General features: G+C 40.4%; 4 protein-coding genes and 2 pseudogenes. All 6 read right to left on the reverse strand.

Features of this window, described 5'->3' with window-relative positions:
- Positions 1-66: 66 nt before the first annotated feature.
- Positions 67-11,385: a MiiA motif-containing surface protein gene (locus HWX15_RS04380; protein ID WP_175880385.1), complete on the reverse strand. Its 11,319-nt coding sequence runs from the start codon at positions 11,383-11,385 to the stop codon at positions 67-69.
- Positions 11,386-12,090: 705 nt separating this feature from the next.
- Positions 12,091-12,507, reverse strand: a pseudogene (locus tag HWX15_RS04385) (Rpn family recombination-promoting nuclease/putative transposase); the annotation flags it as partial.
- Between the two features lie 8 nt (positions 12,508-12,515).
- The gene (locus tag HWX15_RS04390) at positions 12,516-13,538 is read right to left on the reverse strand and encodes an Rpn family recombination-promoting nuclease/putative transposase (RefSeq protein ID WP_175880387.1); all 1,023 of its coding nucleotides are present in this window, start codon (positions 13,536-13,538) and stop codon (positions 12,516-12,518) included.
- A 100-nt stretch (positions 13,539-13,638) separates the two neighbouring features.
- Entirely contained in the window at positions 13,639-15,327 is a 1,689-nt protein-coding gene (locus HWX15_RS04395; RefSeq protein ID WP_175880388.1) for an alpha-L-fucosidase, read from the reverse strand.
- Position 15,328: 1 nt separating this feature from the next.
- Positions 15,329-19,116, reverse strand: a pseudogene (locus tag HWX15_RS04400) (glycoside hydrolase family 2 TIM barrel-domain containing protein).
- A gap of 237 nt (positions 19,117-19,353) precedes the next feature.
- Positions 19,354-24,267, reverse strand: a complete 4,914-nt coding sequence (locus tag HWX15_RS04405; protein WP_175880389.1) for a ZmpA/ZmpB/ZmpC family metallo-endopeptidase — start codon at positions 24,265-24,267, stop codon at positions 19,354-19,356.
- Positions 24,268-24,334: the final 67 nt, after the last annotated feature.

The raw sequence follows: 24,334 nt of genomic DNA on the forward strand, positions 1-24,334 counted from the left end.
GAGAGGTACTTGTTTAAGCTTTGAAAATCGGATTTATTATCTGATAATTATCAAACAATCTACCAATTAAGCTTCTTCGTCTTCTTTACGACGACGGCCTGCAAGACCAAGACCAAGTAAGGCACTTGCGGCAGCTGCTACCATAGCTACAGTAGAATCTGCTGTACCTGTATTTGGCAATTCTTTAGCTGCTTTACGCGCGTTTGTTGCTGCTTCTTGGCTAGCATTAGCTGCTGCTTGAGCAGTAACTGGAGCTACATCTGATGTTTGAGCAGCTTGGTCTTTAGATGGGCTTGTAGGGTCAGTTGCTGGAGCAACTTTCGCCATAAAGTCTTCGATACGTTTCACCATTGCATCCACTTCTGCTTGACTTGCGTCTGCATTAGCAAATACTTTCTTAGCGTCTGCTAATAAGTCATTCGCTTCTTTTGCAGTTTCTGCATCAAGCTTAGCTGATTCTTGGATGAACAATTCATCTAATTGATGGATAGCACCTTCCAACTTCGCTTTATCTGCTTTTGCGTCAGTGTTAGTAGCTCCGTTATTACCTCCACCATTTGATGGTACATATGGACGTTGTTTGAATGCATCATCTCTTGAAATAGCTAATACTTTACCTTCTTTGGTTACAATCGTTACATTTCCTTCTTCGTCAATGTTAACCACTAAATCAGTCTTACCATCTTTCGTAACTTTCATATTACCATCTTTATCGATTGTAATTGTTACGTTAGATTTTGGATCTTTTGAAGTATAAACTGTGTTTCCATCTTTATCTGTTGATTTAATGTAAGCATCAAGATCGAATTCTTCTACATTAGTGATAGCACCTAGAACTTTGAATTGGAATTTCGCTTTTTCTTCTGGAGTAATATTAGCAAGGTTTGCTACCGTTACTTTACTCAAGTCGAAATCAAGATTATTACCACCGTTTTTAGCTTTCGCTTCTTCTGCATTCTTCACTAGTTGTTCTTTAGAAATTGTTGCTGTCGAACCGTCTGGTAATGTTACTGTTGCGTTTCCTTGGTCGTCCACTACTACAGTTGATCCTGGGTTTACTGCTTCAATTGCTTTCTTAACAGCGTCTTTTTCGTCTTTTGTTAAGTTTTCTTTATTTCCAACTAATGTACGGATAGCTGGTGTTTTCACTTTAGCAGTCTTAGCTTCATCAGCTAGTTTTGTCGCTGGGATGACTAAATCTGAAGCTGGGATGTTAAGAACTGTGCCGTCACCTTTGGTTACTGTTGCGTTTCCTTGGTCGTCTACCACTACAGTTGAACCTGAGTTGACTGCTTCAACAGCTTTCTTAACAGCTTCTTTCTCTTTGTCTGTAAGTTTAGTTGAATCTGCTACTACAGTCTTAGCTGCTGGTGTGTTCGCATCGTTACCACCATTATCTTTCTTAGCATCATCTTCAACTTTAACTAAGTCTGTTGATGGGATAACTGAAACATTACCATCTTTAACTACTGTTGCATTTCCTTGGTCGTCTACGACTACAGTTGCGCCTGGATTTGCTGCTTTAACTTTGTCTGCGATTGCTTTCTTCTCAGCTTCAGTTAAGGCATTTGGATTTGCGACTTTTGTCTTAGAGGCTGGTGTAACTGCATTGTCTTTAGCTTTTCCATCGTTCACATCTTTTTCAGATTTTGTTAAATCTGATGCTGGGATAACTGCTGTATTTCCGTTTGGAAGAGTTACTGTCGCATTTCCTTGGTCGTCTACGACTACAGTTGAACCTGGATTGACGGCTGCTACTTTAGCTGCAATTGCATCTTTCTCATCTTTTGTTAATGAGTCTGGATCTGCAACTTTTGTCTTAGATGCTGGTTTAACAATGTCATTTCCTGCTTTTGGTGCCTTTTCTGCATCTGACGACTTAGTTAAGTCCGCCGCTGGAATGACCGCTGTCTTACCATTTACTGTTACTGTTGCGTTTCCTTGGTCGTCCACTACAACTTCAGCACCTGGATTTACTGCTTTAACTTTAGCAACAATTGCATCTTTTTCGTCTTTTGTTAACGATTCTGGATTTGCTACTACAGTTTTATCTGCTGGTTTAACGATGTCGTTTCCTGCGTTTGGTTTAGCTGCGTCTGCTGCTGATTTAGTTAAGTCCGCTGCTGGGATTACAACTGGTTTTCCATCTTTAGGTGTAACTGTTGCATTTCCTTGGTCGTCTACTACTACAGTCGCATCTGGATTTACTGCTTTAACTTTAGCTGCAATTGCATCTTTTTCGTCTTTTGTTAACGATTCTGGATTTGCTACTACAGTCTTATCTGCTGGTTTAACTACGTCGTTTCCTGCGTTTGGCTCTTTAGCTGAATCTGCTGTCTTAGTTAAATCTTTCGCTGGAATTACTGCTACTTTACCATCTTTAGTTGTTACTGTTGCGTTTCCTTGGTCGTCTACTACTACAGTTGCTCCTGGATTTACAGCTTTAACTTTGTCTTCGATTGCTTTCTTAGATGCTTCTAAGTCATTTGGATCCAAGACTGTCTTATCTGCTGGTGTGTTGACATCGTTTCCTGCGTTTGGCTTAGCGGCTTCTGCTGCTGTTTTCACCAAATCTTTCGCTGGGATAACCACTGTCTTACCATCTTTAGTTGTTACTGTTGCATTTCCTTGATCATCAACAACTACAGTTTTAGCTTCTAGATTCACAGCTTTAACTTTAGCTGCGATTGCATCTTGCTCGTCTTTTGTTAATGATTCTGGATCTTCTACAACTGTCTTGTCAGCTGGTTTAACGACGTCGTTACCTGCGTTTGGCTCTTTAGCTGAATCTGCTGTCTTAGTTAATGCCGCCGCTGGAATGACCGCTGTCTTACCATTTACTGTTACTGTTGCGTTTCCTTTGTCATCTACTGCTACAGTTGCACCAGGGTTAACTGCTGCTACTTTAGCTGCGATTGCTTTTTTATCATCTTCTGTTAATGGTTTAGAAGAATCAACCGCTACTTTATCAGCTGGTGTGTTGACATTGTTTCCTGCTTTTGGTTTCGCTGCTTCTTCTGCAGTTTTCACTAAATCTGCCGCTGGAATTGTTGCAACTTCTCCATCTTTAGTTGTTACCGTTGCATTTCCTTTGTCGTCAAATACTACGTTAGCTTCTGGATTTACCGCTTTGATCGCTTCTGTAATCTTAGCTTTATCCTCGTCTGATAAATGATCTGGATCTGTTACTAATACTTTATCAGCTGGTGTGTTAACTTTGTTTCCTGCATTTGGTTGTTTAGCTTCTTCTTGACTTGTTACTAAATCTGCCGCTGGAATTGTTGCTGTTTCCGTATTACCATCTTTATCTTCTATAGTTACCGTTGCATTTCCTTTATCATCTACGAAGATCGCTTTTGCATCTGGATTAACTTCTTTAATCTTAGCTTCAATCGCTTTTTTCTCTTCTTGAGATAATGGTTTAGTTGGATCAGCTACTACTACTTTACCAGCTGGTTTGTTAATGTTGTTTCCAGCTTTTGCATTTTTAGCTTCTTCTGGAGTTTTCACTAAATCTTTTGCTGGAATTACAAAGCTTCTACCATCTTCTGTAGTTATCGTTGCATTTCCATTGTCATCAACAACAACCGTTGAACCTGGGTTCACTTCCTCAACAGCTTTCTTAATAGCTTCTTTATCCACGTTAGCTGGATCTGTTACTAATACCTTATCAACAGGTTTCTTAATTAAATCTTGTTTCTCAGGTTTTAATAGATCTGCTTTTGGTTTCGCTAAGGCTTCTACAGGAATTGTTGCGATGTCTCCATTTGCATTCTTAACAGTCGCATTTCCTTTTGCGTCAAATACTACTGTTGCTCCTGGGTTAACTTCTAAGATGTTTTTCTCAATTTCTTGAATATCTTCCGCTGTCAATTTATCTCTGTCTTTGACTAAGACTCTGTCTGCTGGTGAATTGATTTTATTTCCTGCATTCACTTTAGCTTTATCAGCGTCAGTCTTCGTTAAATCAGCTACTGGAATTGTTGCAGTTTTACCTTCTGGTGTTGTTACTGTCGCATTTCCATTTTCATCTACAAATACTGTTGAACCTGGATTTATACGTTGAACTTTAGCAGCGATTTTCGCTTTAACATCATCCGTGATTTGTCCATCTTTAACAAACACTCGATCTGCTGGTTTGTTAATAACGTTACCTGCTTTTGGATCGCTTAATACTTCATCATCAGTTTTCACTAAATCATCCGCTGGAATTACTGCTGTTTTTCCGTCTGGAGTTGTGACTGTTGCGTTTCCTTTTGCATCAACTACTACAGTTGCATCTGGGTTAACTTCTTGAACCTTAGCTTTAATAGCGTCTAAATCTGCTTTAGTTAAAGCATCTTTATCTGCAACTACTGTTTGATCGATAGGTTTCTTAATCGCATCTTGTTTCGCTGCATTTTCCAAGTCTTCTTTAGCATTTGATTTCACTAAGTCACTTACAGGGATTGTCGCTGTAGCTGTAGTACCGTCTTGATTTGGTACTGTTACTGTTGCGTTTCCTGCTTCGTCTAATACAACTTTAGTTCCTTCAGGGTTTACCGCTTGAATCGCTGCAGTAATCTTAGCTTTTTCAGCATCAGTTAATTCAGCTGGATTTGCTACTACTGTTCTTTCAGCTGGAGTATTTACTTTGTTTCCTGCTGATGGAGTTTCTTTAGCTGCTGGATCTTTCAATAAGTCTTCAACTGGGATTGTTGCTGTCTTACCGTCTGGTGTTGTGACTGTTGCGTTTCCTTTGTCGTCAACGAATACAGTAGCACCTGGGTTTACTGCTTCAACCGCTTTTTGGATTTTAGCTTTAACTTCATCTTTCTTATCTCCAGTTAAATCTGCTGGTGTTGCTGAAACTTTATCTGCTGGTTTGTTGATGTTGTTTCCTGCTTTTGCACCATCAACTTCTTGTGGAGATTTCACTAAGTCTTCTTTGGCGATTACTACAGTTTTACCGTCTGGTGTTGTGACTGTTGCATTTCCTTCGTCATCAACTACGATAGTTGTCTTCGGATCTCTATTTACCTTAGCGATTTCTTTCTTAATAGCTTCTTTTTCAGCTGGAGTTAATTTACCTGCTTTCTTAACAAGTGTTTTGTCTGCTGGTTTCTTAACTGCATCTTGCTTGTCTGGGTTACTTAAGTCAGCTGCATCTTTTGCTAAATCAGATGCTGGAATTGTTGCTACAGCTCCGTCTTTCGTTGTTACTGTTGCGTTTCCTTTTTCGTCAAATGCAACTGTTGCACCTGGGTTAACTTTCAGGATTTCTGCTCTAATCTTATCTTCATCAGCCTTGATATTAGCAGGATCTGTTACAACCACTTTCGTTGCTGGAGTGTTTACTTTGTTTCCTGCATTTGGTTGAGTTGTATCTTTGATAAGATCTTCAACAGGGATTGTCGCTGTTTTACCATCTGGAGTTGTTACAGTCGCATTTCCTTGGTCGTCTACGAATACTTTTGAACCTTCTGGATTCACTGCTTCTACAGCCGCTTTGATTTTAGCTTTAACGTCTGCTTTCTTCGCTTCATCAGCTAAATCAGCTTTTGTTGCTGCTACTTTATCGGCTGGTTTGTTGACGTTGTTTCCTGCTTTTTCATCTTTAGCTTCTTCTGGAGATTTCACTAAGTCAGTTACTGGAATTGTTGCTGTCTTACCGTCTGGTGTAACTACTGTTGCATTTCCTTTTGCATCAACTACTACTGTTGCATCGGGGTTTACTGCTTGAACTTTAGCTTTAATTGCTGCGATATTTTCAGGAGTTAAGGCATCTTTATTAGCAACTACTTTGTCTGCTGGTTTGTTGATGTTGTTTCCTGCTTTAGCAGTTTCTTTGTCAGCTTCTTTCTTCACTAAGTCAGCTTTTGGAATTACTACAGTTTTACCTTCTGGTGTTGTTACTGTTGCATTTCCTTTGTCATCAACTACTACAGTAGAATCTGGATTTACTGCTTCAACTGCTGCTTTAATAGCGTCTTTAGCTTCTTGTGGTAAATCTTTATCAGCTGCTTCTAATTCTGGGACAACTACAACTTTATCTGCTGGTTTGTTTACAGCATCTTGTTTCGCTGGATCCGCTAAGTCAGTTTTAGCTTTTACTAAATCGCTCGCTGGAATTGTTGCTGTTTTTCCTTCTGGTGTTGTTACTGTTGCATTTCCTTTTTCGTCAAATACTACGTCAGCACCTGGGTTTACTGCTTGAATTTTAGCTTTAATTGCATTTTTATCATCTTCTGTTAATGCAGCTGGATTTTCCACCACTACTCTATCAGCTGGAGTGTTTACTTGGTTTCCACCAGTTACATTGTCTTTATCAGCATCTGATTTGACTAAATCTGCCACTGGAATTGTCGCAGTTTTACCATCTTTAGTTGTTACAGTCGCATTTCCGTTGTCATCCACTACTACTGTAGCATCTGGGTTCACTGCTTCAACTGCTGCTTTAATTCTAGCAAGTTCAGGGTCTGTTAATTGCTTACTGTTATCAACACGTACTCTGTCCGCTGGGTTGTTGATGTTGTTACCAGCTTTGGCAGTTGATGTTTCATTAGGTTTTTTAATTAAATCATCTGCGTCAATAACTGCTGTTTTACCTGCTGGTGTTGTTACAACTGCATTTCCTTGATCGTCAACTACTACAACTGCACCTGGGTTTACAGCTTCAACTTTTGCTTTAATCACGTCTTTTACTTTAGTACGTTCTTCTGGGCTTAATGCTGCAATATCTTCTACAACTGTTTGGGCATTCGGTTTGTTGATGTCATCTCCACCGTTTGCTTTCTTAGCGTCTTCTTCTGTCTTGAATAAGTCACCTGCTGGAATTGTCGCAATTGTTCCGTCTTTAAGAACTACTGTTGCATTTCCTTCAGTGTCATATTTAACAGCTTTAACTTTTTCGTCGCCACCATTTAATTTTTTCAGTTTTTCAGCTGCTTTTGCTTGAAGATCTGCATTTGTTGCATCTCCAACCAACTTATCTGCTGGCTTACGAACACCTGCATTACCTGAATCAGGATTTGCTGCATCAGCTAAAGTACGCACCAATTCTTTGGCTGTAAATCCTGCTGTATTTCCTTCTGGTGTTGAAACAGTTACTGTTCCGTTATCATCAATTGTCACAACAGCATTAGGGTTTACTTCACGAACAGCTTTTTTGATGTTTTCTTTATCTGCATCTGTCAAACTTTCAGGATTTTCAACAATCACTTTATCCGTTGGACGGTTGATGTCGTTACCACCGCCTGCAGTATCTAATGCATTTACATCTTTTGTTAAATCTTCTTGTTTTAATGGTTCGGCTACTGTTTTTCCTGGTAAGGTTACTAAGGCACTTCCATCAGGACTTACTACTACTTTTGTTCCTGGAGGGTTTACCGCTTCAATCGCTTTTTTAAGTTCTGCTTGTTCTTTATCGTCTAAATCTGTTGGATTTTTAGCAATTACCTTGTTCGCTGGTAAACGAGCAGAGTTGATGGCTTTAATCGCTGCTTCTGCTGATTTCTTAGCGTTAGCAACATCGGCATTTTTCTTAGCACCATCGATTGCCTCTTCCGAAGCTTTCTTAACAGCATCTACCTCATCTTGAAGTTTCTTCTTAGCTTCTGGTGACAATGCTCCATCTTGCTCAATCTCTTGCTTTTTAGCAGCGGCTGTAGTTTCTACCTCTGTTTTAGCTTCTGGTTTTTTAGCAGCAGGTTTCTTAACACCCTCTACTTCTGTTTTTCCAGTATCGCCTGCTGTATCGATTTCACCTTGCTCTTGTTCAGCTGCTTTAGGCGTTTCTGCATTATCATTTTTCGCCTTAATTTCAGCTTTCTTAGCATCAGCAAGTTGTTTAGCTTGTTCTTTAGCTTCTGCCTTTTCTTCCTCTGTTAGGTCAGTGCGGGCATCCATTTCTGCTTCTTTAGCTTTTAAGGCTTCATCGATTTTGTCTAATGCTGCTTGTTTACCGATTGGGTTGATTTTAGCAACTTCTTTGGTTCCTTCAGCTTGTTTATCGTTTACAGTAGTTTGAGCTGCTGTTGCCGCATCTGCTGTTGCTGCTGTTGCTGGTTGTTTTTCGATTTCATCAAGGGCTGCTGCTGCCTTGTCTTCAGCATCTTTTTTAGCTTTTTCCTTCTCGGCTTGTGTTAAGCTATCATTGTTCTCAATAGCCTCCTTCTTAGCTTCCAAAGTCTTAGCGATTTCTTCTTTAGCTTTTTCTTTACCGATTGGATTTACTTTCGCTACAGCACCAGTACCTTCTTCTTTACCTGCAGTTATATCTGTTGCATTTGTAGCATCAGCGATTTTTTCTAATGCTGCTGCTTTATCTTTTTCTACATCAGCAATAGCTTTATCTTGCTCAGCTTTTGATAAGTTATCATTACCTTTAATAGCTGCAATTTTCGCATCTGCTTGGTTAGTTACTGCATCGATTGCTGGTTGCTTGTCTAATTTAGCAACTTTATCTACAGGGATAGTATCTTTAGAACCATCTTGGTAAGTTACTACTAAGTTTTCACCGTCTTGAACAAGATCTTTTACAACCTTCTTAGCATTTTCTGCTTCGACTGCTTTTCCTTTTTTATCTTCTAAGTTCTTATCTTCATTTTTCTTAGAGTATTCTAATGGAAGACTTTCTTTAAGCTTAGCTAATTCAACCTCTGGAATATGAGCAATATCTGTTACCACTGTCTTATCAGCATCAGCTAATTCTCTAATGTCATATTTTGCTGTTTGAGCTTTTAGTTTGATAGTGAATGCCCCTGGGTCAGTTGCATATGAAGAACCTTTAGCAACATTATGGATTTCTTTACCATCTTCATCTGTCGCAGTTGCATAACGAGTTACAATTTTAAGTTCTTGATTTGCTTCTTTAGGGAATTTGCTCTCGGCAATTCCAGAGTTATCTTTTGAAATATTACCTTTAATTTTTACAATAGCAGGATTTTCTGCTGTTGCTACCGTTTCAGTAGAAATTTTTTCAACTGTTGTATTGTACTCATTATCTAAAACATCAGGATTAGATTCATCTTTAGCTGGCGAATCCTGATTCCCACCACGTTTAATTGTCGCAGATGCTATTTTCCCTGAATCATCTGTAAATTTAATAGGAATTTCAAAATCTTCGTTCGCATACACGTAAACATCTTTTTTACCGTCTACAGAATAAGGGATTGTTACTTCTGGAGCATTGTTTGTACGTGCAAAATCAGTCAATGGTCTAGTGTCTGTTGAACCATCTTTATAAGTTACAACTAGATTATTATCAACTTTTTTAATGCTTGCGATACGGTCTGCTTGATTTTCTACAGCTTGACCTTTTTTATCAGCTAGACGAGCATCGATGTTATTTTTAGAGTATTCAATCTTAAGCTTTTCTTTAATTTTATTAAATTCTGCTTCAGTTACTTCCGATGCATCATCCACTGCTACTTTATCAGCTTCTGCTGGTGTTTGAATGTCGTATTTTTGAGTTTGAGGTTTAAGCATGACACGGAAAGCGTGGTCATTAGCTACTTCATTCCCGGAGGAACCGGTAAAGTCTGTTCCTTCAGTATCCGTAACTCGCACATAACGCCATCCTAAAGCTACCCCTGGAGGGTTCTCTCCTTTGGTTGCAGCCTCTAGCTTAGCTTGTGTAAATGACCCTTCTGGAGCTGGGGTACCTGAGTATGTGATAACCGCTGGCTTAGCTTCTGTAGCTGGTGTTTCAGAACTAAACACATTTGCCGTATATCCATATTGGGTATTGATTTTATCTGTTTCACCTGCTACAGGAGAGAAAGTTCTATTTCCTCCTTGTAGTAATGTAGCTCTTGAAATCTTATCCGCATCATCTTTGATTTTGATGTCGAATGAATTTTCTTCTGCTCCATAGACATAGATTTCTCTTTTAGCTGCATCAGAGTATGGGAACTCTACGGTTGGTTTTTCGTTTGTACGTGCCACATCTGCAACTGGAGTAGTGTCTACTGAACCATCTTTATAGGTTACAACAATGTTTTGTCCATTTACTTCAATGTTTTCAACAACTTCAGCTCTATTATCTAAAGTTGTACCTTTTTTAGATTCTAGTCTAGCATCTTGGCTAGTTGTAGAATATCCAATCTTGATTTGGTCTTTAATTTTCTGAATATCAGTTTCTGTTAGATTGTTAATATCTGAAACAGCAATTTTATTAGCGTTATTTTCTGGTTGCTGGATGCTGTATTTATAAGTTTGAGATTTAACAACCATTTTGAAGTAACCTGGATTAGATGAGTTTGTACCACCTGATATTTTGTCTCCATCTTCATCAACAATATGTAAATATCTATCTCCTAATACTGCATTTTGATTTTCTTGTTTAGTATAAGTTGCAATAGCTTTAAACTTGTCGTTTGGTTTTCCTGTTACACGTACTGTTACTGGTCCTGTTGTTGGACTTGTAATTGAGCTGTACGACCATCCGAAACCATCTGTTTCTACTGGGTTAATAGGCGAAGATATAGATCTTCCATCTAAATACTGCCCACTTCCTTTTTTAATTGTCACTTCTTTTAGTTTTTTACCAGTTGTTGAATTTACAGAAATCTCAATGTCTGTATCTTCTTCGTTATAAGCATAGACTTCTTTTGTCTTATCATTAGAAAATTCTATAGTATAACTTAAATTCCCTGAAGTTACCGTTGTAGGTGCATGAGTTGTAGCTGTCGCTTCTGTACGGAAAGCATTCTCTTTATCAATCTCTTTCCCATTACGTGAATCATGAGATCCTGTGTTTTCGATTGCGTTAGATTCTGATTTAGATTCAGTGTTTTCTGCTTTTTTACCTACAGTTGGTTGTCCGTTAGTAGTATCTACTTTCGGAGCGTCTTTTGGTTTGTTTTTTAACCCTGAACTAACAAACGTCACTAGTTTCTGATAAGCCTTTGTCAATTCATCTTGAGTAGTTGCAGAAGCGAGCGTAGACTCAGCAGAAGCCAATTCACCATTCAAAAGAGCAAGGCTCTCCTCTGTTTTATTAGCATACTTACCTGCAGAAAGTTTTGATTTAACTTCTGAAATGTAGTTTTCAAGTTGCTTTTTGTCCAAAGCTGGAGTTGTTACTTCTGGTGCAGCTGGTTTTGCTGGTTCTTCTACAACTGGTTGTGCTGCTGGAGTTGATGGGGCATCAGAAGCTGGTGCTACTACCGAAGCACTTTCTGCTTCTTGTGGTCCCTCATGTTCAGAGGCTAGCCCTGGAGCTGCTAGAGATGTCTCTTGTTTGCTTAGCTCATTAGCTGATACAGCTCCATTTCCCAAGAACATGAACAGGGCAGCAACTGCTACGCTGGCTGCTCCAAAACTATATTTACGGATTGAGTAACGTGTGACCTTTTCACGGTGCAAGCGTTCAACACGACTCATAGGCGATTTTTTCTCCACTTATTGTGTTCTCCTTAAAAATATTTTTTTATGTCCATATCTACATGCAAAGATTCCTCGCCATGGGCGAGGTTTTGCATATGATACTTTACTTCTTCATTGTACATAATAAGTGATATATATGCAAGCTAAATGCTCATCAAGTTCACCAAAAAAAAAAAACATTTTCAGACAATTTTTACAATTCGTTCGTTTTTATAACCAAAATTATGAATTTTTTAACTTTAAAATCAGGAAAATGCTTTGGTTTTCTATATATTGTTATATTGTCTTGAAAACTAAAATTCGGAAATGAATTTGGATAAAATCTTTCTATTTTGAAAAGTAGATAACTTTGATACCTAAAAGGAACTATTCGGCTATTTTTCAACAAAACATTCGTAAAATAAATATACAAAAATTTTTAGGTTTTTAGCTTTTTTTCTTCCAAAAAAGAGAACCTGTCAGTTAAATGCCCAGATTCTCTGATAGCTTTCTAGCAGAGCCCGACAAAACCAGACCCTATCTCTCATATGCACTATTCTCTTAAAATTCAAAGGCTAAACACGCCAGAGTCGCCTCACCGTAGAAATATGACTGACTCCCACATCCTAATTACGACCTAAAAGTATTAGCATTCTCTGGCTGGTCTGCCTGTTGCAACTAACAACTAAAGCTAAAATAAAACATGCTACCTCATTTTGGCAACATGTCATCTGTTCCTATTTACAGCAATGCCTCAAACTCAGCGACGGTCATGCCTAGCTGCTGGCTGGCAACCTCAGAAGTCAGGAGACCTTGGCGGACTAGATTTACTAACATGGCGAAACTACCTTCAGCTTTCCCGCGCTCTAAACCTTGTTCAATACCTTCTGCTCGACCACGTTCAAGACCACGTTCCAACCCCTGTTCAATACCTTCCGCCCTAGCTGTTTCCAAAGCATAGTCCTGCGCTAACAAGGCCTGTTCTTCTCGCATACGTAGTTGACTAAACATTTTCCTGTCCTCCTCGGACCAGCTCTTGTAGTCCAGCAGTTGGTCTGCCTGGCTGATGGCTCGCTCAGGTTGCTGGGTAAAGGGCTTATTGCCGAAAAACTCCAATCACGGCTTGCGAACCTCGTCTTTGCTGGTTTCTCTGTATTTGTTAGATCTTATTTATGATGGTCTTTCAATAGTTCTTCAAACTCAGAGACAGTCATACCCAACTGCTGGCTAGCAACCTCAGGTGTCAGAAGACCTTGGCGGACTAAATTTGCTAACATGGCGAAACTACCTTCAGCTTTCCCGAGCTCCAGTCCTTGTTCAACTCCTTCTGCTCGCCCACGCTCAAGACCTCTCTCTAAACCTTTTTCGATACCCTCAGCTCGACCGCGTTCTAGTCCCTGTTCAATACCTTCTGCACGACCACGTTCCAATCCTTTTTCTTCGGCTCGTTCCAAGGCATAGTCGTGTGCTAATAATGCTTGTTCTTCGCGTCTGCGTTGTTCACTAAACATCTCCCTGTCCTCCTCGGACCAGCTCTTGTAGTCTAGCAGTTGGTCTGCTTGGCTGATGACTCGCTCGGGTTCTTGAGTAAAAGGCTTGTTGCCGAAAAACTCCAACCACGGTTTACGAACCTTGTCTTTGCTGGTTTCTCTATATTTTTTTAATTCCAAGAACGCCATCTTAACCAGATGGTTTTCTTGACCGTTATTGGTGATGGTTAAAACCTCACCTGTAGTGTCCTCTCGCATGCTAAAGCTATGAAAAGCCAGGTCATCTGAGAAATAATTGCTATCTACAATTGCGATAGCGTATACTGGTGCGATGTGTTTATAGCTCTGGTGAGTATCACCTTCACGTTGACGAATTTTTTCGAGGTTTTGATTGACCTGACTACACAGGTAAGCCCATAAACGATTGATGAAAAAATTCTGATGATGGACTTGGATTTCAATAATAACCTGTGTCCCATTATCCAACTCCGCCAAGACGTCTATACTAGTGTAAAAATCCTGAGCCGAGTAGGGCAGAGATGGCAAGACATGAATATTGCTTCCCTCCAAAATGGTCACATTTTTTGCTGGCAAGTCCAGCATATCGCGAATAAATTGACAAGTGATTTCTGGGTTGCTAAAGATTTTCTTAGCAACTAAGTCATTGGTCGGGCTGATGCCCGGATGTCTTAGAATCATCCTTTTCCTCCTTTTATTATACCACAGTTTTAAATCTAGGTTTGCTAGATTTACTGCTACTATCTATTTATTCGGAAAAGAAATGAATTATAAAGATATTTTATCTCGTTTCAACTAAAATATGAGCTTGATCAATCAGTTGTCCATCAACAGTCAGATTCAGATAGAAATCTAAGGTCTTATCAGCAGCAAAATACAGGGTTGGTATGCTCAAGTCTTTTTTGCTTTCCCCTGCTTGGAATTGAAGGACTTCAATCTCATCCTGATAGGCGACACCATGGACACCTGTCCCCGGTTGAATCGAAATCTTAGCCTCCAAAGGAGTGTCACTTTCGCTACGTTCAACCCTAAAATGAAGAGTCTCTCCCTTTGCTACAGCTAGACTTTTTTCTGCAAATGCTAGTCCCTGAACAACTTCTTTTTTTGATAAGCTAGGAGTTTTATAGAGTGAAATCTTGGTCAATACAGGCATAGATTGCGCCTCGGTAATCATCACGCGCACCTTCTGTGCCTCTACTAGCGGACCTCGCAGGAGACGCTTATGACCAACTGTGAAGCCCCTGCCAAATTCCTTCCAGACGCCGTCCACCTCTATTTGCACATGAAAAGCAGCGATTCGTTGCCCTAGCTTCAAATCTTCTCTTAACTCAATGACATCAAAAGTTTTAGGAGAACCTAAGTCGAGTTCTAGCTGGATGGGCAAGTCTACATCGCTTGCCCAAGAACTGGTCTCAAGGCCATCTGTCAGATGATGACAGGCAAAGTCTGTGGAAAGAGCTGGACCAGATACTTCAGCTCCCAGAGCCAAATCTTCTTTATAGAGCTCATTGCGATAGGCCGCAAATTCATAGAGACGTTCAATATCCTTTGCATCAAAGAGCCCATCTTGATTCGGCGGAATATTAAGCAAGAGTGGAGTTCCCCGACCCACCGAGTGAAAGTAGATTTCGACCAACTCCTCAAGTGACTTAGGATCCTGCTCTTCATGGTAGAACCAGCCTGGCCGAATGGAAACATCTGCCTCACCGATTGAAAAAATCGTACCCGAGGGATCCCCATGTTGAAGATAGTCCAACTCTGCTTCTGTCCCTAGTTTATCAGGATTCACCTTTTGCCACAGGGGATCACCTGTATATCCTCGTTCATTGCCAATCCAGCGGATACTGGTTCCTTCTGTTGAAAAAATCAAGCAATCGCCCTGCAGGTCACGAACGGTTTCAAACCATTTTTCAAATTCATAATTGACCTTTTGAGCGCCCTCTCCTCTAGCTCCATCCATCCAGACCTCAGCAAATTTCCCTCCATTTCCATAGGCAGGATTTGATAAAATCTCCTTCAGTTGAGCCAGATAATAGGCATTATAGTCCGCTTCTCGGTCCACATGATAGAGCGGGCTGTGGGCATCCCAGGGTGACAGGTAGACCCCCATATCCATATCAAACTCTGTGGCAGCTTGGGATACTTCAAGAAGCAAGTCCCCTTCTCCATTCCTCCAAGGACTGGCCTTGACCGAATAATCCGTATAAGTCGTCGGATAGAGGACAAAGCCATCATGGTGCTTGACCACCAAAATCAACTTCTTAAAGCCCGTTTCCTTGAGCACGCGAACCCATTCACGCGCGTCTAACCTTGTCGGGTTAAAGCGTTCAGGATCCTCCTGACCTGTCCCCCATTCCTGGTCATAAAAGGTATTGGGGCCAAAATGGATAAAGGCTGCTAGTTCATCCTCTAAATAAGCTAACTGGGCCTGACTAGGCAAGGGACCATGCGGTTTTATTTCTCTTACCATACTACTTCCTATCTACATTTTTCTTTACTTTTTTTGCATACACTTGCAATTCTGTTAACGCTAGTGGATTTACCAAGTTTTCAAATCGAAGACGAAGGGCATAGGTTTCCACCTTGTCAAATTCAAAACGAAGCTCTTCATCCTTGTCACTTGACACTTTTCGGATAGCTGATACAGGGCGCCAATTCTCCTCTTGTTTGAGTAGAGAATCCTTGTCCAAATGATTGGGAGTCCGAGGCAAGGCAGGCTCATTCCCTATGTAATAATCAATAAAGGTCGGCTCAACAGCCACATATTCTTGATTTTCAACATAATACAAGGTCAGGTTATCCACAAATCGCGGTTTCAAAATGCCTGCGTCTCCAAAAAGAATACCCACGCTGGCTTGATCTGACTTAGCAATCCAAGTATTGGCTGTCGATTTCTTCCGAGCAATGACCTTGTCATTGAGATATGAGGCTGGGTGATTCGGCTCTGAGTAGGAAGCAAAGACCAGAGGCAGATTGGACCCTGTCCATTGATTGGAAATGACTTCCCCATCTACACTAGCATCTGTCACATGAATGGTGACTGTTGCTGGCAACTCACAGCCCGCTACTTGACCTGTAAGAACATATTCTCCTACCTGAGCATAGACTTGAGGTTCGAGTTCATCCCAAGTCACCTTGGCCGTATCTCGTCTGCCATCTGACAAGACTAGCTTGACTCGTTCTGGTAAATGTGGGACTTCCTTGACAAGCGTCCAAACCCTTTCAGGCTCAATAGCGCAAATCCCTTGGACACAAACCTGAGCAGAAGCCTTTAAATCCAAACCCTCTAGCTGGCCAGATACCGTAAATTCATGAAAGCTTTCCAAAGCTTCTTTAGGAATTTTCTCCCAGACAAGCTTGACTCGTTTTGCACCGCCTGGCTCATAGTCTACCAAGACCGAAGACGGAAGCTGTGGATAAGTCCCCTTATCTGTATACAAGCGAAGTGGTCGTACAGAAACTGCCTTTCCTAATGAGGTATTTTCTGCCACCTGCAAGTGAGTTTGATAGGTTTTCCCTTGATAAATAGCACTGATAACCAAGTCCCCTGCAGACAAGCAATAAAGCACTCCCTGCTTGATAATGGCGTGGGCACTACCACTCGTCTCCCAAATCACTTCACTATTCCCCACCTTGTTCACAGGGTTATCCACAGTTTGTGGATAAAGTCCAATAGCTGGGGAATCCCCTTCTTGTAATCCTGCCTGCTTGTCCACTCGAATCTCAAACAAGCGCTGATTTTTCACTGGTTGGTAGCCAAAGCCTCTCCCACTAAGAGATCAAAACTTGCTGGCTCTAGCCCTCTGGCACTAGCCTTTACTCTCACTTGACATACCTGCTCCAAGCTCTGAACCAAAAGTACACCTCTGCCATGAAAGGCTTTCCTCTTAAACCGACCATTTTTCTGAGCCTTGTAACGTTCACGACTGGCCTGCCTGCCATTATCCACACCTACAATACGAGCAGGGCCTTCAATTTCAAAATGAAGCTGATTGGAAGCAGTCGGCACCCAATTTCCATCCTTGTCCAATACATCAAAATAGAGATAAAGGAGGTCTTGCCCATCTGGTTCCAGTTGTGTTTTCTCGGCATGTAACCCGATTTTGGCTGGCTTACCTGCAGTCACCACCCTATCTTCTGCCACAAGCTGACCTTGACGGTCATAGGCCACAGCATGCAATTCTCCTAGTTGATAAGCCAAACGCCATTCAAGATAGAGCTGGGCATAACCTTGTCCCTCTTGGTATTTTCTGCCATCTGAAGTCCATTTTTCCTGAAAAGTCTTCCTACCTTGAGATTTTCCATTGAGAAATAGCTCTACTGAACTAGCATTTGAATACACTCTAACAGGGATATCCCCATACTTATCCACAACTTGTTGATAACTCTTGTGAATTTCCCAATTCCAGTGGGGCAGGATATGAACCATGGGATGCTGATTTACGTCCACCCACTGACTTTGATAGAGATAATAGTCATTTTTAGGAATCCCTGCTGTATCCACGATCCCAAAATAGGAACTCTTTACAGGCGTGTCATTTTGATTGTGCCAAGGAGTCGGCTCACCGATATAATCCACTCCTGTCCAGATAAACTGACCCGCATAGTCTAGCCGATTTCTATCTACTGTCCAAGAAGCCGTCGCCGTCTTCCCCCAAGGAACCCGATCATTGCCATAGTCTGACTGTTCAAAATTCCGCACACGGCGATTATCCCCAACCCATTCCTTATCTGGGCGAAAATAGCTGTCACGCGTCCGTGTAGCCGATGAGGTTTCAGACCCGTAAAGTCGCCACTTGGGATGTCTTTTGCGAATCCCGTCAATATTATCTTCTGAGTAATTCAAGCCCACCACATCCAGCAAATCGGCTATCTTTTCATGACCTCCAGACCCATCTCCAAAGCGGAACTGATCCATTCCCATAGTCACAAAACGGCTATCATCAATCTCCTTAACCCTTCCCAGCAAGCGTTTGATCGTCTTCAATGAATGAGCATCTCCATTTGCTTCGCTGATTTCATTTCCCAAGGACCACATAAAAATCGCTGGATTGTTCTTACCACGTTCAATCATAGTGCGCAAATCATAATCTGACCAGAAATCGCCTGCTTTCGCTTCTGGATGAGTCGCTTCTTCATCAAAAAAGCGACCATAGTCATATTCTTTCTTGCCTCCATACCAGGTATCAAAGGCTTCTTCTTGGATGAGTAAGCCCATTTTGGCAGCTAGATCCAGCAAAATGCTACTAGCTGGATTATGGGTGATTCGGATTGCATTGACACCCATTTCCTTCATCTGGCGCAATCGTCTCTCAGCAGCTGACCTGTTTTCCACAGCTCCCAGCGCTCCGTAGTCATGGTGCAAACACACCCCATGAATCTTCAACCAGCGGCCATTTAGAAAGAAGCCCTTATCCGCTTTCCAATCCATATAGCGGTAACCAAAAGTCTCCTCTTCTTCATCAACCAAAATGCCATTTTTGTAAAGACGAGTCTTCAATTGGTAAAGGTGAGGATGATCAATATCCCAAAGCAAGGGTTGAAAAATTGATATGGCTTGTTGGAAAGAATATTTGTCCCCAGACTCAATCACTAGAGAGTCTGTCGCCTGCCAGTCTGAAACCTGTTGTCCATCATACCAGATACTCTGCTCCAAATATACCGACACGGACTGAGGCCCATCATTTGAAACCTTGCTTTCAAGCTGGGTTTCCACCCATCCATCTCTTTGCTCCTTGAGCTTGGGACTTTCTATCTTAATCCCATATAAATCCAGATGAACTGCATCTGTCATCAACAATTTTACTTCTCGGTAAATACCGCTACCAGAGTACCACCGACTGCTAGGTTGCTGATTTTCCACAAAAACCGCAAGCTGGTTGGCTGTCCCATCGTTTCTTAGATAAGGGGTGATATCATAAGAAAAGGGTGTATAGCCATTGGGATAATAGCCCAGCACTTGCCCGTTGATATAGACTTGGGCATTCATGTAAACCCCGTCAAAGAGCAAACGCACCGAAACAATACTGGCATCTTCTTCCAAGTAAAACTGTGTCCGATACCAAGCCTGACCCCCGTTTAACTGACCACCCTCATTTTGCGCTGGCGAATACTGGTCAAAATCATTGTAAATACTCCAGTCATGTGGCACTTGAATAGCCTGCCAATTTCCCCTCTGAAAATCCGACGCCAAGGCCTCTTCCTTCCCCACCTCTTGGCTAAAAAACCAGTGATTTCGTAAAACTTCTTCTCTTCTCATACAAGCATTCCTCTTTAAACGAATCGATATACTTGACTATAGCACAAAACAAAAGCGCTTTCAAGACTTCCTCCATCACTCCCTAAATACTCAGAAAAGATTCTATAATTTGTGGAAAAGTCTGAAAATCACTCCATGTTCAAGCAAACTATAATTTTCAAGAAATAAGGTCAAATCTGACAAGAGCGCAAAAAACACCCCTCTGAATGTTTATTCCAGAGAGATGTCCCTTTTGTCTTAACTATTGTAAATCGATTGTCTAAAGTCATCTGAATCTTTGAGATAAGCTTTATAAATCGCTTTTTTCAGTTTTTGAACGGGTGTTTCTATAAACTCAAACTTTTTAGCCGTGGTATTGCCTGCTTTTATCTGGGCTAGTTCAGCTAAAACAGCTTTCTGCATCAATTCACTTAACTTCTGACTTGTCAGACTTATTTGCTGACCTTCATATTGGATTGTCAAAGGTTTCAATTGATCAATCTTAGCTACTCTTTCCTTGAACTGTGCTTTTTTGAACTCAGCATAGCTCTTACCATTCAAAATATTATTGAAAATGTAAGTATCAGATAAAGGCTTGTTCTCAGCCTCTGCTGCTTGTTTGTATTGATTTGAAACATAAGGAACAAATCCTTCATAATAGCCCAAAGCAGCCATCAATTCAAAGGCTTGTTTTCTAAAGGTGATATCCCCGCTCATACCAGAGTCATTTTGACTAACACCATAAATGGTATCAAACATATCCACTAAATAATATCCGTTAGCTTCAATAACACCTTTATCAGTAAATCCTTTTATAATGTAACGATTCACTAAAATGTTATTGTCAATCAGACTATTGATATCCGATAGATCTCTCGCTTCATCTAGTGTAATTTCTGAGATTTTTTCACTATTGTGCGTAGCTTTAACCGCTGGATTTGTGTATGTTACTGTCGCTCTAGGTCCTATCGACGCAATTGGTGTTATTTTTTTGAAATATTTAGTTTTATCTTCTGCTGTAAGTTCCCTTGTTGCTTCCGCTTCTAAATAATCTAAACTATATAACACATCAAAACTTCCATGCATATAATTTCTTAAATCTGCATCTGTCTTGAATCTGTCTGGCGTTTTGTTGTAAAAGCCATTTTTCTTACTTTCATCGTAAACGAAGTTTAAGTTGAAATATGTATCTGTCTCTGGTGTATAAGAATTCTCGAAGATTCCTCTAGCATAAAACTCTGCCGCTGTACCATCTCGACGACCATGATTATTAAACAGTACTGTTCTGTCTAATAAATGCGTCATTTCGTGAGAGTAAGTCGCTGAACCTCTATCATCCAGAACTCTGTCTATGAAGTAACGGACACCTACTCCGTTCGCTTCTGCACCTACATTTTGCGATGGCGAGTACATTCCTAAAGGTGTCATGAAGTCTTTAACCCCTTTATCTGCTGTTGATCCTGATTCTTTAGACCATGTTGTCGCTATTCTAGCAGACGTATCCGTCGTATATTTTTTCATCGTATCGACAATTACTCTATTTGTAATTAGTTTCGGACGATTTTCTTCTTTTGTTATTCTGTATAAAGTGTCAACATAATTAGCCTGTCTTGTCGCAGTTAATTCTATCAATGCTTTAACTTTTTCTAATTCTTCTTTATACTTAACTGGATTCGTTTTCTCTAAAGAAGTATCCATATACGTTCCGATGTTTCCGTAGGTTACCGTCGCTATGTTAGTTATAGCATACACGCTTGGTTCTTTAATATTTACCAAACCTAATAATGTAGCTACATTTTGTTGTCTTCTATTTTTTATTTGAAGTTCTTCTGCTCCATATTTCTCAGGAGGCGTAGTTAATTTTGTATATAAGTCTACTTTTTCATCAGGTTTTTCTTTCGAAGCTTTTTCAACTACGATAGCTTTAGTCGCTTTCTTCAACCACGTATCGCCATCCATATTAGTGAATGTAGTTCTATTGTAATCTAGGAACTCTAATAATGTTGGTTTATCTGTAATTTTACCAAAGTATTTCTCAAATGTTTTTGGACTATTGGTTAATCTTAATTCATCATAACTCATAGACCCAAGGTGTGTTAACCAATCTAAAGAAGTAAGGTCTTTTTTGCCGAACGAGCTTGGATTATAAGCTAGAATATCACGGATATTAGTATCTCCAAAATCAATATTATAAAAACGATTGATATAGGATAACCCTAGTAATATTTTCTCTTTATTAGCTTCAATATCACCTTTTACTTTTTCTCTATTTTGTTGATTGTCACCTAAAATACTCAAGGTATGCGCCGCAACTTTTTTCAAACTAGCTTCTAAATCGGTTTTAGTCGCATCGAGTGTTTCTTTAATCGATAATTTTTCAAGATATTCTTTTCGTAGAATTTCTCTTACTTCATCATCCCTTATCTGCGGATTAGTTTTTTGTAATTCTTTTCGTTTTAAGAATAGATCTCGATTTATTTCTATATCTGATGGAGCTAACTGCGCCTTTAACTTCTCATTTGTCAACAAGTCTACATTTCTCATCTCCGCAGTAGCTTCTGTTACGTTTACTGCATTTTCTAACTCGCTATTTTCTGGCAACAGATGTGGTTTGTCTTCTTTAGTACCAACCAAGATTACTTTTTGGCGCATAGCTTTAGTTGTTTCAGTCTTCTCTACTGGATTTGATAACTCTCCTGTCTCCGGATTAACTTCATAAGTTTTAGTGACGGTTGTTTCCCCTTGTTCACCTGCATCCTCAACTACTTCTTTTCCTTTCGGAAGTTCAAGGTTATCTTTTCTCAACTCAGTGATTTCTATAGGTGACACTATCTTTTCTACATTTCCAACTTTTACTATTTTGTCTTTAACTGGAATATTTTCAGTTGTAGTTTCTTCTGAGATAGCCCCTGTTTCAGGATTTACTGTGTATTTTGTAGTTGATACTGTACGACCGTTTTCCCCTGGTGTTTCTTCTATTTTCTGATTGTAATCTAACGCTGGATTTGCTTCATAAACTGTCTTAAAAGGAATTTCTTGTGATTGAACTGTTGGTTTTGTTCCTACTGCCGTTATTTTCGCTTGCATTGGCTTAGCGACTTTTTTCGTTACATCTGGCTTAGTTAAGTCTCCTGTTTGTTCATTTACTTTGTAAACTTTTATTGTTGTCGTTTCTTCGTCCTGACCCTGATTTCTGACTTCTTTGACACCTTTATCAAGTGACTCATCCGCAACAAACTGTTCACCTCTTTTGACTGTTGATCTTGTTTCTTCTACATTCCCAACCTTAACAACTCTATCTACTGGATGTTTTTCTATCTTTGTTGAAGTGTTTTCTACTATTTTCCCAGTACTTTCATCAAAACTGTAAGAAGTAGTTGTCACTTCCTTACCATTTTCGCCTACTACTTCTACTCGTTGCTCTTTGTAATTTAAGGCTGGTGAAGCTTTATATGTTGTTTTATATGCCAATACTTTTTCTTTAGTTACTGGACTTGGGACAGTTGGTTGCTCTTGGGGAGCTAAGGGTTCAGGCTGAACAGCTGGTTCTGGTTCGTTTCCTTGACTTGGGTTGACCTCTGGAGATGGAGCCGTTTGTTCTGGTTGTTTTTGGGTTTCTTGTGGGGCAGACTCACCAACATCTTTGACCCCCTCAACTGGATTCTCCAGCTGGTTCTCCTCACCCTTTTGTTCCGCAGGAGATTGATCTTCTTCGCGTCCTGATTCCACGGTTGGTGCTGCTGGATCAGAATCTTTTCTCTCAGCAGTTTCTTTAGATGGTGGCTGGGACTCAGTACCTTGTGGGGCATGAGTTTGATTTTCCTCGCCCCCTGATTCCATGGCTGGGGTTGCTGGATCTGGTTGCTTCGGCTCGGCTTCAGGTTTGTCAGGTGTTTGTTTCTCGCTCGGTCTTGCTTCGGCTCCTGGTCTTGGTTGTCCTATTCCATCAGCTGGTTTTGTCTCTGTCTCATTCTCTACTATTGGAGTTTTTTCAGGTTGAACTGGTCTAACTTCCTCTGGCTCTGGAGTTACAGGTTGTGTTGGTTTTGGTGCAACTTCTTCCTTAGTCCCAACTGCAATCACCTTGTTCACTGGTTCTTTTGTGATTATATTTTCTATAACTTTGCTAGATTTTTCCCCGTTAACGATAGTGACTTCTGTATAGATGGTGCGTTCACCAACAACACCTTCTTGAACAACTTTAGTTTGCCCTTTAGCTAAGGTTGCATCTTCTTGTTCTATCGTTTGGAAAGCAACCTCCTCTGTAGTGACTAGCAATTCTGGTTTCTCTACTGTGACATTTAACACACCTTCCTCAGGACTTGTTTTATAATCACTATTATTTTCTGCTTTCGGTTGTTCTACTTGGGGATTTCCTGCAACTTCTTCCTTAGTCCCTATGGGCACAATTTCATCAGGAGCTTGTTTGCTTACAGAAGCTTCAACAATTTTCTCAACTGCGTAGGATGGTTGAGGAGATTGCACAAGGTCTTCAGTCGAGCTAAAATGAGATGCAGTCTGTGGTACAATCTTCTTAGATTGAGGTTCTGAACTGTCCTCCTTTTGAGATAATGCTGGAGACTCTACCTTATCAACAGTAAGTTCTTTGCTACCATTATCTCTTACCAAATAATATCCCGTAAATTCATATCCTTGAACTCTTTCAGGACTTGGTAAAAACTGACCTTCTACCCTTTTAACAAGGGCTGGTTGCAATTCTACCAGATTTTCGATAGCAGAGATGGATACTCCCCAACCACCAACAGCAAAGACGGTCACAAGGAAGTAAGTCGCTCCCTTTTTTCTCTTGATTAAAGTGAAGGAAAGCAATAATAATCCTGCTCCCAAGATAAACATCCCATCATTAGAAAATAGACCTGTTTCTGGTAATCTTGTAGCCAATTTTCTATAGATAAAGTAGTATTCTTTTCCCTCTTTTACCTCAATCTTATTTTCCTCAAACCATTGCAACTCAGATTTCAGCTTTTCAGATAAATCCTGCTCATCCAAATAATGACTTGAAATTAGTGTTGAACTCGTTTCTGTAGCCTGTACAGGTTGAGCACCCATACCAGCAAAAAATAAACTCATTCCTAGCAGGACCGAACAAGCTCCTATTGCATATTTCCTCAAAGAAAAACGCTGCTTTCTCTCAAATTGAAATTCTTTCATCCCATCTCCCATCATTCATTATTACTGTATATTTAGTATATCAGAAATAGTCTGTATTCACAAATCT

It is taken from the genome of Streptococcus thalassemiae, assembly GCF_903645285.1.
Lineage (GTDB): Bacteria > Bacillota > Bacilli > Lactobacillales > Streptococcaceae > Streptococcus > Streptococcus thalassemiae.

Excerpts from the sequence above, each read along its gene's own strand:
- HWX15_RS04405 (WP_175880389.1), bottom strand. The coding sequence starts at position 24,267 with ATGAAAGAATTTCAATTTGAGAGAAAGCAGCGTTTTTCTTTGAGGAAA.
- HWX15_RS04395 (WP_175880388.1), bottom strand. The coding sequence starts at position 15,327 with ATGGTAAGAGAAATAAAACCGCATGGTCCCTTGCCTAGTCAGGCCCAG.
- HWX15_RS04390 (WP_175880387.1), bottom strand. The coding sequence starts at position 13,538 with ATGATTCTAAGACATCCGGGCATCAGCCCGACCAATGACTTAGTTGCT.